Source organism: Arthrobacter sp. NicSoilB8, assembly GCF_019977355.1.
GTDB lineage: Bacteria > Actinomycetota > Actinomycetes > Actinomycetales > Micrococcaceae > Arthrobacter.
Genome location: NZ_AP024655.1, coordinates 4,168,050 through 4,181,205 on the forward strand (window position 1 = coordinate 4,168,050; position 13,156 = coordinate 4,181,205).

11 protein-coding genes are annotated in these 13,156 nt (G+C 67.7%); 4 read left to right on the forward strand and 7 right to left on the reverse strand.

What is annotated here, in order from left to right; all coding sequences use genetic code 11:
- Positions 1-53: 53 nt before the first annotated feature.
- From LDO15_RS18820 to LDO15_RS18835, 4 genes are read right to left on the reverse strand one after another with little or no spacing between them, the layout of a single operon-like run.
- Positions 54-1,268: a Gfo/Idh/MocA family oxidoreductase gene (locus LDO15_RS18820; RefSeq protein ID WP_223981103.1), complete on the reverse strand. Its 1,215-nt coding sequence runs from the start codon at positions 1,266-1,268 to the stop codon at positions 54-56.
- Between the two features lie 12 nt (positions 1,269-1,280).
- Positions 1,281-2,183, reverse strand: a complete 903-nt coding sequence (locus tag LDO15_RS18825) for a carbohydrate ABC transporter permease (protein ID WP_223981105.1) — start codon at positions 2,181-2,183, stop codon at positions 1,281-1,283.
- The gene (locus LDO15_RS18830; protein ID WP_223981108.1) at positions 2,183-3,085 is read right to left on the reverse strand and encodes a sugar ABC transporter permease; all 903 of its coding nucleotides are present in this window, start codon (positions 3,083-3,085) and stop codon (positions 2,183-2,185) included. The genes LDO15_RS18825 and LDO15_RS18830 overlap by 1 nt, the downstream gene beginning before the upstream one ends.
- A 4-nt stretch (positions 3,086-3,089) precedes the next feature.
- The gene (locus LDO15_RS18835; protein WP_223981111.1) at positions 3,090-4,409 is read right to left on the reverse strand and encodes an extracellular solute-binding protein; all 1,320 of its coding nucleotides are present in this window, start codon (positions 4,407-4,409) and stop codon (positions 3,090-3,092) included.
- A gap of 289 nt (positions 4,410-4,698) precedes the next feature.
- On the opposite strand from LDO15_RS18835, the gene LDO15_RS18840 reads away from it, so the two are divergent.
- Positions 4,699-5,733: a LacI family DNA-binding transcriptional regulator gene (locus LDO15_RS18840; RefSeq protein ID WP_223981114.1), complete on the forward strand. Its 1,035-nt coding sequence runs from the start codon at positions 4,699-4,701 to the stop codon at positions 5,731-5,733.
- Here the strand turns inward: LDO15_RS18840 and LDO15_RS18845 are convergent.
- Both LDO15_RS18845 and xylA read right to left on the reverse strand, forming a co-directional pair.
- Positions 5,699-7,288, reverse strand: coding sequence for an FGGY family carbohydrate kinase (locus tag LDO15_RS18845; RefSeq protein WP_223981117.1), 1,590 nt, complete (start codon positions 7,286-7,288; stop codon positions 5,699-5,701). The two genes, LDO15_RS18840 and LDO15_RS18845, sit on opposite strands and share 35 nt — an antisense overlap.
- A 19-nt stretch (positions 7,289-7,307) precedes the next feature.
- Positions 7,308-8,498, reverse strand: coding sequence for a xylose isomerase (xylA, locus tag LDO15_RS18850; protein WP_223981120.1), 1,191 nt, complete (start codon positions 8,496-8,498; stop codon positions 7,308-7,310).
- 257 nt (positions 8,499-8,755) lie between these two features.
- Between xylA and LDO15_RS18855 the strand changes: the two genes are divergently transcribed.
- From LDO15_RS18855 to LDO15_RS18865, 3 genes are read left to right on the forward strand one after another with little or no spacing between them, the layout of a single operon-like run.
- Positions 8,756-10,042: an FAD-binding protein gene (locus tag LDO15_RS18855; RefSeq protein WP_223981123.1), complete on the forward strand. Its 1,287-nt coding sequence runs from the start codon at positions 8,756-8,758 to the stop codon at positions 10,040-10,042.
- 10 nt (positions 10,043-10,052) lie between these two features.
- Complete coding sequence (locus LDO15_RS18860) at positions 10,053-11,297, forward strand: ROK family protein (protein WP_223981125.1); 1,245 nt, start codon at positions 10,053-10,055, stop codon at positions 11,295-11,297.
- Between the two features lie 2 nt (positions 11,298-11,299).
- The gene (locus LDO15_RS18865) at positions 11,300-12,304 is read left to right on the forward strand and encodes an aldose 1-epimerase family protein (protein ID WP_223981127.1); all 1,005 of its coding nucleotides are present in this window, start codon (positions 11,300-11,302) and stop codon (positions 12,302-12,304) included.
- 17 nt (positions 12,305-12,321) lie between these two features.
- Here LDO15_RS18865 and LDO15_RS18870 read toward each other — a convergent pair whose 3' ends face one another.
- A complete protein-coding gene (locus tag LDO15_RS18870; protein WP_223981130.1) occupies positions 12,322-13,086 on the reverse strand; it encodes a DUF4386 domain-containing protein in 765 nt (254 codons plus the stop codon).
- Between the last annotated feature and the right edge of the window lie 70 nt (positions 13,087-13,156).

A 13,156-nucleotide genomic window follows, 5' to 3' on the forward strand; every position in this document is an offset into this window, starting at 1 on the left:
GGGCCGGCTCGGCGGACGGCGGGGAGGGCGGTGGGTTCTGTCAGGTGGCCCGGTCAGACGTTGTGCCAGTGGCTGTCGGCGCGGGCGCTGGCTTCGACGGCGGCGAGGACTCGTTGGACCTGGAGGGCATCGGCGAAGGACGGCGAGGGCTGCCTGCCGGCGCCGATGGCGGTCACCAGGTCCACCACTTGATGCGTGAATCCGTGTTCGTACCCGAGGCCATGGCCGGTGGGCCACCAGTTGCCGGTGTACGGGTGGGAAGGTTCCGTGACCATGATCCTGCGGAAGCCTGCGTCCGGCTCTTGGCCGGAGTCGTACACCTGCAGGGAGTTCATGTCGTCGAAGTCAAAGGCCAGGGATCCCAAAGTGCCGTTGAGTTCCAGCCGCATGGCGTTCTTGCGGCCCAGGGCGAAGCGGGTGGCTTCAAAGATGCCGATCGGGCCGGAGGAGGCACCGTTGCCGGCGGCAGCGCCGCCGTCGGGCGTTCCCTCAAAACGGGCGGTGAACAGTGCGGCGTCGTCCACGGTGACCGCACCGCGGGGACCATCAGAACCGCCGCGCCCGCCCAGGCCCACGAAGTCTCCGCCCAGGGGACGCTCCTTGACGAAGGTTTCCAGCAGCGCCGAGACCCCGGTGATGTTGCGTCCGGTGATCCACTGCGCAGCGTCGATGCTGTGCGCTCCAATGTCCCCCAGGGAACCGGACCCGGACTTGGCCTTCTCCAGCCGCCAGGTGAGCGGCGCATCCGCGTCGCTCAGCCAGTCCTGCAGGTACTGCGCCCGGACGTGCCGGATCTCGCCCAGCCGCCCGTCATCCACCATCCTCTTGGCCAAGGCCAACGCCGGGGTGCGCCGGTAGCTGAAGCCGCACATGGAGAACACACCCCGGGCGGCCGCAGCCTGGGCAGCCGCGGTCATCTGCTCCGCTTCGGCCACGGAATTTGCGAGCGGTTTCTCGCAGAGGACGTGCTTGCCGGCCTCGAGCGCGGCGATGGCGATCTCGGCATGCGTGTTGCCGGGGGTGCAGATGTCGATCAGGTCGATATCGTCCCGCTCGATCAGGCGGCGCCAGTCCGTTTCCACGGCATCCCAGCCGTACTTGGCCGCCGCGGCCCGCACGCCCTCCTCGTTCCGGCCGGCAACGGCCGCCAGTTCCGGGGCGAGCGGGAGGTCGAAGAACCGCGGCGCGGTCCGCCAGGCGTGGGAGTGCGCGGCGCCCATGAAGGCGTAGCCCACCATCCCCACCCGCAGGGGTTTAGGTTCAGTCACAACAAGTCCTCTCTATTTGCTGAAGCCGGCGGTGAGGCCGCTGAGCAGCTGACGCCGGGCGATCACATAGACCACCAGCAGCGGCAGCGTGGCGAGCACGACGGCGGCCAGCACCGCCGGGATGTTGACGCTGAATTCGCCCTGGAACGTCCACAGTGACAGCGGCAGCACCCGGGTCTCCGGGCTCTGCGTCAGTATCAGCGGGAACAGGAAGCCGTTCCACACTCCGAGCGCGTTGTAGATGCCGACGGTCACCACGGCAGGTCGGGTCATCGGCAGCGCCAGGCGCCACATCATGGCCCAGTCGGAGCAGCCGTCCAGCCGCATTGATTCGAAGAGCTCGTTGGGCACGTCCCGCATGAAGTTGGACAGGATCAGCACGGAGATCGGGATCGCGAAGGCGATGGAAGGCAGGATCAGGGCCAGGAGGGTGTCGTACATGTGGGCCCGCGTGATCATCCAGTAGATGGGAATGATCGTGGCGTGCAACGGGATCGCGAGGCCCAGCAGGAACAGGTTGTTGGTCCAGTTCAGGAACCTGCTCTTGCCGCGGACGATCGCGTAAGCGGCCATGAAGGACACCAGGAGTGCCGGGATCACGCTGCCTACGGTGACGATGAGGCTGTTGGCAAAGTACTTGGCGAAGTCATTCTCCAGGACCAGCTTGTAGTTCTCCAGAGTGGGCTCGGCGGGCGGCATCATCGGGTTGGAGGTGAAGAAGCCTGCCTGGTTCTTCAGGCTCGTCACCACCACGTAGTAGACGGGGACGATGATGATGGCCAGCCAGAGCCAGCCGCCGAGGCCGCCGAGGAAGTTGGGGCGCGTCCGTCCGGGTCCCTTGGTCCGCGGACGGGGGCTGGCTGCGGGGCGGGCGGGCGCCGAGGGCGGGACGGGGAGCTGGGTCAGGGAAGCCATCAGGCACCTTCCAATTGGCTTGCGTTGCGGTTCTTTCCGCCCAGCCTCTGCAGCAGCAGGGCGAGGGCCAGCCCGATCACCACGAGGATGACGCCGAGGGCGCTCGCGGCGCCCATGTCGTTGGCTTTGAACCCGGTGAGGTACATGTGCAGCGGGAGCAGCCGGGTGGCGTAGCCGGGACCGCCGCCGGTCAGGACGAAGACGAGGTCAAAGTACGCCAGCGATCCGACCACCATGAGCGTGGAGGAGGTGATGATGGTGTACTTCAGCTGGGGCAGGGTGATGTTGAAGAACTGCTGTACCCGTCCGGCACCGTCGATTTGCGCGGCCTCGTAGAGCGACGCCGGGATCTGGCGCACGCCGCCCTGGTAGATGAGCGTGTGGAAGGGGACAAACTGCCAGGCGATCACGAAGACCACGACGAACAGCACGAGGTCCGAATCGCCCAGCCAGTCCTGGGCCAGGAACGGCAGGCCAAGCCCTGCGCCCAGGCCGAAGTTGGGGTCCAGGAGGGCTTTGAACGCGATGGCGACGGCGGCCGAGGACAGCAGCAGCGGCACGAAGTAGAGGACGGCCAGGGCCGCGCGGTACTTCTGGCCTGCGGCGGTGAAGACACCCAAGAGCAGACTGATCGGGGCCTGGACGATGAACGAGAAGAACATGATCTTCGCGGTCACCAGCAGGGCGTTCCCGGTGACGGGGTCCGTCAGGACGGTGGTCCAGCTGGACAAGCCGTCCAGTTTGATCTCGCCGAGGCCGTCCCACGAGGTGAAGCTGAGGAACAAGACGCCGATCAGCGGGATGATGGCGAACAGCAGGAAGAAGGCAAGGGCTGGGGCGGCCAGCCACCCCGACGGGCCCGGTTGAAGGGGCCGCCGGGAGGAACCGGATGTGGTGGACACTGGATTACTTTCCGATCGTCGCGTTCATCGTGGCGACGAACTGCTCCGGGGTGATCTTCTTCAGGAATATCTGGTCGAGGTTGGCCAGCATGGCGTCACCCTGCGCCGGGCTGAGCGCCTGGTCCCAGGAGAGGGTGAAGCTCGGGGCGTCCTTGGCCATGCCGTAGACGTAGGTCAGGAAGTCCTTGTCCGGGGATGCGGCGAGCTTGCTTTCGATGCCCTTGACGACGGGCACGGCCCCGGAGTCGATGAGGCTCTGGATGTTGCTGTCGGAGAACATGCCGTCCTTCACGAATCCGAGGGCGGCTTTCTTCTGGCCTTCGGTGGCCTTAGAGGAGATGGACCAGAAGTTGGACGGGTTGCCCACCACGTTGGCCGGGTCTCCCTTGCCGCCGGAGACTGTGGGGAAGGTGGTGTAGCCGAGCTTGCCGCTCTTGACGAAGTCGGCGGCGTCTTTCTTCATGCTCTGGTAGATCCAGCCGCCCTGCAGGATCATGGCCGACTTTCCGGTGTACAGCAGCGCCTGGTCGGCGTTGCTGTCCGCCGCGATGGACGAGAAGCCGTTGACGAAGCCGCCGGCGTCCACGAGCTGCTGGATCTTGGTCAGCGCCTCGGTGACCGCGGGGTCGGACCATGCGTCGGGCTTGTTGGCGGCGATGTTGGCGAAGACCTCCGGGCCGCCGATGCGCTCCACGAGGTACTCCAGCCACATCAGATCCGGCCACCTGGACTGGCCGCCAAGTGAGAACGGAGCAATGCCTGCGGCCTTGAACTTCGGCACCAGTGCCATCAGCTCGTCCCAGGTCTTGGGAGCCTCGGCCCCCACCTTGGCGAAGACGTCCTTGTTGAAGTACAGCACCACGGGCTGCACGTTGTTGTTGGGCAGGGCGTAGGTCTTGCCGTCGATGACGCCGTTTTTCAGTACCGCCGGGAGGTAGCGGTCCTGCACGCCGGGGTTTTCCTTCAAAAACGCGGAGAGATCATCAACTTGTCCGGCGTCCACGTAGGATTTCAGCACGCCGCCGCCCCAGCCGTAGATGAAGGTGGGACCCTGGCCGGCGCCGACGGCGGTGCGCACCTTGGTCTTGTAGGCGTCGTTCGCGAAGAAATCCAGCTTGATGGACGAATCCGGGTGGGCGGAGTTCCAGTCTGTGACGGACTTCTGCAGCACGGGCTGGTTGCCGCCCGTCAGGCCCCACATGGTGGCGGAGTCGGCGCTCGCGGCGGTGCCGGCCGGGCCGCTGGAGCCGCAGGCGGCCAGGCTGAGTGAAACTGCCGCCGCGGAAACGGCGATCGCGGCACGGCGAAACGTACGGTTTTTCATCTGGGATTCCATTCGTCCTCCGGGTTCTGCGCTGAGGTCCCGGTTGTGAGTGGCGGCAGGCCAGCCTGTCTCGAAGAAGACTGCGCTGCCGCTGTTGATGGGTGAAGCTAGATTTTCGAAAAGTTTCGTAAAAGTCTGCGACTTGTGAAACTAAAGTAACCGTGACTGCGGTCACAGTCAAGGGCGGATTCGGAACCTGGAGGTGTTACATGAACCGCACGCTTGACGCGAAGGGCAAAGCACGCCAGACTGCTTCGTATCGAAATATTTCGAAAACACAGGAGATATCGTGTCAATAGTTCAGGGTCCCGGCAGGCCAACGCTTGCGGCCGTCGCCCGCGAGGCCGGCGTCTCCTCCCCCACGGTCTCCAAGGTGATCAACGGGCGGGAAGACGTGGCGGAGACCACCAGGGCCAAGGTTCTGGCGGCACTGGAGCAACTGGGCTACCAGTCTCCCCAGCAGCGCAAGAAGGCCGACGGACGGACGGCCATCGTGGAAGTGGTGTTCGACTCCCTGTACTCGGCCTACGCCGTCGAGGTCCTGAACGGGATCCTGGAGCAGGCCGCCTCGACCGACGTCGAAGTGCTCCTCGATGTGACCGGGCACCAGCCGGCCGTGACGCTCAGTCCGGAGCGGCGGGCCCAGCGCATTCTGGATGAAGGCCGGGTCGGCCTGATTGTGGTGACGTCCGGGTTCAGCACGGCCCAGCTGCACGCCTTCCGCCGGCGGCACATCCCCGTGGTGGTGATCGATCCGCTCAACCCGCCGCCGCCGGAGGTGGTCAGCGTGGGGGCCACCAACTGGGCCGGCGGCAAGGCAGCCACCGAGCACCTGCTGGAACTCGGCCACCGGCGGATCGCATACATTGGCGGACCGGAGACGGCCGAGTGCAATCAGGCGCGCCTGCACGGGTACATGGCGGCCCTCATGGCCGGCGGAGTCGAGGTGCGGCCCGACTACGTCTTGCTGGACAAGTTCCGCCCCGAGCACGGAATCCGCAGCCTCAAGACACTCCTGGCCCTCCCCGAGCCCCCGACCGCCATTTTCGCCGGCAGCGACAGCATCGGACTCGGCGTCCTGGCCGAGGCCCGCAGGCACGGCATGCGGATCCCCGAGGACCTCAGCCTGGTCGGTTTCGACGGCACCTACCAGGCCGAGCAGTCCATCCCGGCCCTGACCACCGTGGCGCAGCCGCTGCAGGAGATGGGCCGCGCCGCCCTGCGCACCGTTCTCCGCCAGGCCAACGGCGAGGAGCTTGATTCGCAGCGGGTGGAACTTGCCACCCATCTCATCGTCCGGGACTCGACGGCGCCTCCTGCATGACGTGGCCGCTCGCCACCAGGTAGTTCTGCAGTATTTCCGGCCGGAAGTCCGGCGCCGGCGCGGCGTCGACCGCGACGGGCCAGTCCGGCCGGTTGCCGCCGTGCGCCCACGCCGCCTGGACTGCCGCACCCCGGGCCACGTACTCCCCGGGGCTGGGGATCACCACCGGCAGATCGAAGACCTGGGCCGCGATGGCCTGCACCGCAGGGTTCTGCACGGCGCCGCCGATCAGGAGCAGGCGTGTTGCCGCGTCGCTGTGTTCCCGCAGGGAATCCAGCCCGCCGGACAGTCCGCAGAGCATGCCTTCGATGGCAGCCCGGGCCAAGTTGCTCCGGGTGCTGGAGGCGATGCTGAGCCCGTGCAGGCTGGCCTTGGCGTGGGGCAGGTTGGGCGTGCGCTCACCTTCGAAATACGGCACCAGCACCACGCCGCCGGCGCCGGGTTCGGCTTCAAGGGCCAGCCGCGACAGTTCGTCGAAGTCCACGCCCAAGAGACCGGCCACGGAACTGAGCACCCGCGCGGCATTGAGGGTCACGGCGATGGGCAGGTACTCGCCGCTGGCGTCCGCGAAGCCTGCCACGGTTCCGCTGGGATCGGCAACGGGCTGCGCCGCCACGGAGAACACCGTGCCGCTGGTGCCCACGGACACCACCACGTCTCCAGGCCCGGCCCCCAGGCCCAGGGCGGCCGCCGCGTTGTCCCCGGCGCCGGCACCGAGCAGGACCCGGGGCCCGGTTCCGGCAGAGCCGGACAGCTCAGAGCCGGACCCCGCAGAGCCGGACCCCGCAGAGCCGGACAGCACAGCGGCGGACAGCACAGCGGCGGATCCGAAGCAGCCGGGGTGGATTTCGCCGGCAGCGTCGCCGGGGCCGAGAACCCGGGGCAGGACCACGGTGCCCGGATCCCCCGGCCCGGCGTCCCCGGCGGCCTCCCTGGCGTCCCGGCCGAAGGCGAGCTTGAACAGCTCGAGATCGTACCCGCCGGCCGAGGGGCTCCAATAGCCCGTTCCGCTGGCATCCGACCGGTCCGTCGTGAGCTGGTCCAGGTCCGGGCCCAGGGGGCTGGAGCCTGCCGGGCCGTAGCCGCGCAGCCGCCACGTCAGCCAGTCGTGGGGCAGCGCAACGGCCGCCACCCGGTCCGCCAGTTCCGGCTCGTGCTCCCGGACCCAGCGGACCTTCGTGATGGTGAAGGAGGCCACCGGGACCAGACCGGTCCTGCGGGCGAAGTCGTCCGCCCCCACTTCGTCGGTGAGGGCGGCCGCGGCCCCCGCCGAGCGGGTGTCGTTCCACAACAGGGCCGGGCGCACCACGTTGCCGGCGTGATCCAGCAGCACCATGCCGTGCTGCTGGCCCCCCACCGAGAGTGCGCAGACGTCCGCCAGACCGCCGGCGTCGTCGAACGCTTCTGACAAGGCCCGCCACCAGTGGTCCGGGTGGACCTCTGTTCCGTCCGGGTGGGCGGCGCGGCCCTCGCGGAGCAGCGCGCCGCTGCCGGCGTCCAGGATCACCACCTTGCAGCTTTGGGTGGAGGAGTCGACGCCGGCAACGAGAGTCATGGGAGCAGCCGTCACGGTGTTAGCGGGCGCCGAGCAGGTGCTCGATGAAGAGCTGCTGCAGCTTCACGAAACCGAAGCCCTTGCCGCCGAAGTAGGCGTCGGCGTCGAAGTCCTCGTAGGAAGCACGGTCGGCGCGGAGCTGTTCGTACCCTTCGCCCGGGTTGAGCGTGGGTTCGTTGATTTCCGCAACGCGCGAGGCCTGCAGCGCGGCCTGGACCTCGGGGTCTGCGCGGAAGGCCTTGGCGCGTTCCTTGAGCAGCAGGTAGGTCTGCATGTTGGCGGCGGCGGAGTCCCACACGCCGTCGATGTCCTCGGTGCGGCTGGGCTTGTAGTCGAAGTGGCGCGGGCCGTCGTAGGCGGGTCCGCCGTCGGGGCCGCCGTTTTCGAGCAGGTCCACCAGGGAGAACGCGTTCTGCAGGTCTCCGTGGCCGAACACCAGGTCCTGGTCGAACTTGATGCTGCGCTGGCCGTTGAGGTCGATGTGGAAGAGCTTGCCCTGGTAGAGCGCCTGGGCGATGCCGTGGGTGAAGTTCAGCCCGGCCATCTGTTCGTGCCCGGTTTCGGGGTTGATGCCCACCAGTTCCGGGCGTTCCAGGGTTTCGATGAACGCCAGGGCGTGGCCCAGGGTGGGGAGCAGAATGTCGCCGCGGGGTTCGTTGGGCTTGGGCTCGATGGCGAACCGGATGTTGTAGCCCTTGTCCGTGACGTAGTCGCCCAGCAGGTTCACGGCCTCGCGGTAGCGTTCCAGGGCGCCGCGGATGTCCTTGGCGGCGTCGTATTCGCTGCCTTCGCGGCCGCCCCACATGACGAACGTTTCGGCACCAAGCTCGGCGGCGAGGTCGATGTTGTCCAGCACTTTGCGCAGGGCGAAGCGCCGGACGCCACGGTCGTTGCTGGTGAAGCCGCCGTCCTTGAAGACCGGGTGGCTGAAGAGGTTGGTGGTGACCATCGGCACGATCATCCCGGTGGCCTTCAGCGCACCGGTCAGCCGGTCGATTTCGCGTTGGCGGTCAGCGGCGGAGCAGCCGAAAGGAAAGAGGTCGTTGTCGTGGAAGGTGATGCCGTAGGCGCCGAGGTCGCTGAGCCGGTTGACGGCCTCCACCGTGTCCAGGGGCGGGCGGGTGGCCGAGCCGAACTGGTCCTGGGCCTCCCAGCCCACTGTCCAGAGGCCGAAGGAAAACTTGTCGTCACGGGTGGGCTGAATCGCCATTGAATGCTCCGAGGGTAGGTGTGGTTGGTGGGTAGGTGTGGGTGGGGAATCGAGTTTCGCAATGAATTGTTCTAGACACAAACATATTATGGATTTCCGTGGTGTCAACCACATGCCTGCCGAGAAGTTGGGTAATCTTGCCTGCGCCCTAGAGGTTTGAGCCGCCGACTGTTATGTTGTGAATGACAGCAAATAGCGCCGTGGCGTGCCTTGATCGGACCGCCGCGACGCCGCCGGCATTGCAGGCAGGCCCTCGAATGAAGGATTCAACCGTGATCGATCAGATGGTGACCGCACGCAACTGGGCGGGAAACTACGGCTACCGGGCGCCGCGAATCGCCCATCCTGCGAGCATGGCGGAACTGCAGGACTTGGTGGCCGGCGCCGGGAACGTCCGCGCACTGGGATCCCGCCATTCCTTCAACGACATTGCCGACACCGCCGGAACCCTGGTGGTGCTGGATGCGCTCGACGCCGGCATCAGCATCGATACGCAGAACATGACCGTCACGGTCAGCGGCGGCACGCGCTACGGAACGCTCGCGGCGGAGCTCCAGCGCAAGGGCTTCGCCCTCCACAACCTCGCCTCACTTCCCCACATTTCGGTGGCCGGGGCTGTCGCCACCGCCACCCATGGCTCGGGCGACGGCAACGGGAACCTCGCCACCGCCGTGGCAGCGCTGGAGCTGGTCACCGCCGACGGCACCGTCCTCACGGCCCGGCGCGGCGACGCCGACTTCGCCGGCATGGTGGTGGGGCTGGGCGCGCTCGGCATCGTCAGCCGCCTGACCCTGGACATCCAGCCCAGCTTCGATGTTGCCCAGAGTGTCTTTGAGGGCCTTGACTGGGAACAGGTCCTGGACAGCTTCGACGCCCTGACGTCCTCGGCCTACAGCGTGAGCCTGTTCACCGACTGGAGCGGGGAGACAGTAGGTCAGGCATGGCTCAAGAACCGCACGGACCAGGCGGTGCTGCCCGCCGGACTGCCGGAGTTCTTCTCCGGCACGCCCGCCAGCCAGGCCCGGCACCCGCTGCCCGGCGTGTCCGGAAGCAACTGCACTCAGCAGCTCGGTGTTCCCGGGCCGTGGTCGGACAGGCTCGCCCACTTCCGGATGGAATTCACCCCGAGTAAGGGCGACGAGCTGCAGAGCGAATACTTGATCCCCCGCGAGCATGCCGTGGAAGCCATCCGCACCATGCGAAGCCTCTCCGGGACGGTCACTCCCCTGCTCTTGGTCGGGGAAATCCGCACCATAGCGGCTGACCAGCTGTGGCTCAGCCCCAACTACGGCCGGGACGGGATCGGCCTGCACTTCACCTGGCGCCAGGACGAGCCCGCGGTCGAGGCCATCCTGCCGCTCCTTGAAGCGGAACTGGCCCCGTTCGGCGCCCGGCCGCATTGGGGCAAACTGTTCGACGGCGGCGCGGCCAGCCTCGCGCCGCTGTATCCCCGCTTTGCCGACTTCACGGCGCTGGCCCGCCGGCTGGATCCGGCCGGTAAGTTCCGCAACGCATTCCTGGACCGCACGGTGTTCGGCCGCTGATAGTGTCACGATGATGCCTCCACGTACCCCTGCTTCCGCCCCGGCCGGCGAGCCGGATCCGTCGCGCCGGAACAATCTGTCGCTGCTGACCTCCCTCGTCCATCACCACGGCGTCCTCAGCCGCGCCCAGCTGACCCGGCACACGGGGCTGAACCGCTCCACCGTCGGGACGCTGATCGGACAGCTCATCTCCTTGGGCGTGGTCTATGAAACGGCGCCCGCCGGCGAGGGGCAAGTGGGCAGGCCCAGCCCCGAGGTCCATCCCAGCCCGTCGATTGCGGCGCTGGCCGTCAATCCGGAAGTCGACGCCGTCACCATCGGCCTGGTCAGCCTCGGCGGGAAGGTACAAAAGAAGATCCGCTTCGAAACCGAACGGATTCCGAGCGCCCGGGAAGCGGTGAACATCGCCTCGGCCGTCATCGCCGGGATGCGCTCCGAACTGGACGCGTCGTACCGGATCACCGGCGTGGGCATGGCCGTGCCCGGCCTGGTGAACCGCGACGACGGTCTCGTGCGGCACGCGCCGCACCTGGGCTGGCGCAATGAGCCGGTCGCCCGGATGCTGAGCGAAGCCACCGGCTACCCGTGCCAGGCCGCCAACGACGCCTCCCTGGGCGCCGAGGCCGAGCTGATTTTCGGTGCCGGCGCCGGCCAGGGGAACCTGATCTATCTCAACGGCGGCGCCAGCGGCATTGGCGGCGGGATCATCGCCGACGGACACCTGCTCCGGGGCGCCTCCGGCTACGCCGGGGAACTCGGCCACACCTTCGTCCGCTCCGGAGGCACCACCTGCCACTGCGGCGCCACGGGCTGCCTGGAAACCGAAGTCTCCCAGTCCCGCCTCCTGGGGCTGGCCGGTCTGAGCAGCGGCGACACCGCCGACCTTGAACAGGCCCTCGGCACCAGCAACAGTGCCGAGGTCAACGACGAAGTCGCCCGCCAGCTCATGTATCTGGGCATCGCCCTGCGCAATGCCGTGAATATCTTCAACCCCGAGGCAATCGTCCTCGACGGATTCCTCGGGACGCTGCACGCCCTCGCCCCGGCGTCGCTGGGCGGAATGCTGCTGTCCGAAGCCATGGACGGCCCCGCCGGCCAGGTCAAGATCTACCGTGCGGCGCTCGGTTCCGATCTGATGATGATCGGGGCCGCGGAGCTAGCCTTCGCGCAGTTCCTGGCCGATCCGGCCGGCCTTGGCACTATCACCGGCACCTCTGCAGGCACCGCGCCCGCCCCCACGACACAGACAGGCTGACCGTGCTGAACAAAACCGTGCAGGACCAGACCCTGCAGAACGAGACCCCGCAGAACGAAACCCTGCAGGACCAGAGCATTTCGCCGATGGGCGAGAACTTTGAACTTCACGCCACGCTCGGAGGCCGCCGCCAAAGGGCAGTCGTGACGGAAATCGCCGCCAGCCTGCGCGCCCTCGAAATCGACGGCATCGCCCTCCTGCAGGACTACCCCGCCGAGTCCGGGCCGCCGTCGTGCGCCGGCTGGGTCCTCGTCCCGTGGCCCAACCGGGTGGCCGACGGCCAGTGGACCTACGACGGCGATCCGCAGCAGCTGGACATCACGGAACCGGGCAACGGCAATGCCCTGCACGGGCTGCTGTTCGACGCCTCGTACACCGTCACGCACCGAACGCCGGACAGTATCACGCTCGCTGCCGATGTCACGCCTGCCCGGGGTTACCCCTTCGAACTCGCCACGGCGGTCCGCTACCAGCTCACAGAGGACGGGCTTCGTGTCACCCACAGCCTGACCAATACGGGCAGCCGGGCTGCCCCGGCCGCAGTCGGAGCGCACCCCTTCCTCAAGCTGGGCGCTGTGCCGACGGAAGACCTGACGCTCGTCATCAATGCGGACACCCATATCGAGGTCGATAACCGGCTGAACCCGACGGGCGCCACGGCAGATGTTCACGGGACCCGGCACGATTTCAGGACCGGCCAACGAGTCGGCGCCGTCGCCCTCGACGATGCGTGGAGTAACGTCCGCCGGGAACCGGACGGCAGCTCGCTGCACTATCTTCAAGCCCCGGACGGCAGCCAGGTGCAACTGTTCATGGACGCGTCCTTCGGCTACATTCAGGCTTTCACCACCCGCGTCTTCCCCACCGACGGCGGCCCGGTCACGGCAGTGGCCGTGGAACCGATGACGGCCCCTGCCGATGCCCTCAACAGCGGCGAAGGCCTGCGCTGGCTGGCCCCCGGCGAGACGTGGAGACTTAGCTGGGGTATCCGCTACCGGCTGCCCTGAGCCGGGAGCACGGCCCGTTACCCGCGTCCCGGGTCGCGGTCGGGCGCATCCCTGCCGAACCAGGCGCTCACCAGCAGCCACACGGACCACACCAGGATCAGGACGATGCCCGAGAGCGTGGGAATTGTGTTCGCCGGGGAGAAGCCTTCCGCCCCGGTGATCCAGCCCTGCGCCAGGTAGGCCAGCCCGGACAATGCCATGAGGTACCCGACCAGCCGGGAAACACGGCGCGCCCCGATGACCACGGCACCGGTCAGGATCAGCGCCGCGCCCAACACGAAGCTCTGGTAGCTGCGCATGCCCCACTCCAGCCAGCGGATGCCCTCGGCGGCGGCAAACCGGGCTGCCTTCTCCGGTTCCGCGGCGGCAGCCCAGGCATCCACGGCGTGCTTGAGGGCAACTCCGTCGACGGCTTGGAGCGCGGCATACAGTGCCAGCGCCGCGACGGCCGCCACCGCGCCGAAGCGGGCCGTCCAGGCCATGGCCCCGTCCGGTGCCTTCAGGACCACCAGCAGGACCAGCAGCCCGGCAATGAGAAGCGCCATGCCGGCGAACTGGCCCAAGTGGACCGCCGTCCAGATGCCACTCCGGGCGTACTCCGCGAAGGTCGCCGGGTGGTCGTTGGCGCTGGCGGTATCGGCATGAAGCAGCCCGGCCGCCACGGACACCGCGAAGCCGGCAAATGCCAGGGTGGCGGCGAGGCGCAACGGCGCACGGGGTGGCGGCAGGTGCCCCGGTCCGGCCGACGGCCGCGGACCGTGATCTGTTCCGAACTTCTTCATGACATGGCCTTCGTGCCGACATGCAGGTGCGCGATGTGCGCGTCTGGTTGCTGAACCCTCAAGCGCAGGC

What these genes read in the sequence shown, in the direction of transcription:
- LDO15_RS18825 (WP_223981105.1), bottom strand. Translation starts at nt 2,183, where the DNA reads ATGGCTTCCCTGACCCAGCTCCCCGTCCCGCCCTCGGCGCCCGCCCGC.
- LDO15_RS18835 (WP_223981111.1), bottom strand. Translation starts at nt 4,409, where the DNA reads ATGAAAAACCGTACGTTTCGCCGTGCCGCGATCGCCGTTTCCGCGGCG.
- LDO15_RS18845 (WP_223981117.1), bottom strand. Translation starts at nt 7,288, where the DNA reads ATGACTCTCGTTGCCGGCGTCGACTCCTCCACCCAAAGCTGCAAGGTG.
- xylA (WP_223981120.1), bottom strand. Translation starts at nt 8,498, where the DNA reads ATGGCGATTCAGCCCACCCGTGACGACAAGTTTTCCTTCGGCCTCTGG.
- LDO15_RS18855 (WP_223981123.1), top strand. Translation starts at nt 8,756, where the DNA reads ATGAAGGATTCAACCGTGATCGATCAGATGGTGACCGCACGCAACTGG.
- LDO15_RS18860 (WP_223981125.1), top strand. Translation starts at nt 10,053, where the DNA reads ATGATGCCTCCACGTACCCCTGCTTCCGCCCCGGCCGGCGAGCCGGAT.
- LDO15_RS18870 (WP_223981130.1), bottom strand. Translation starts at nt 13,086, where the DNA reads ATGAAGAAGTTCGGAACAGATCACGGTCCGCGGCCGTCGGCCGGACCG.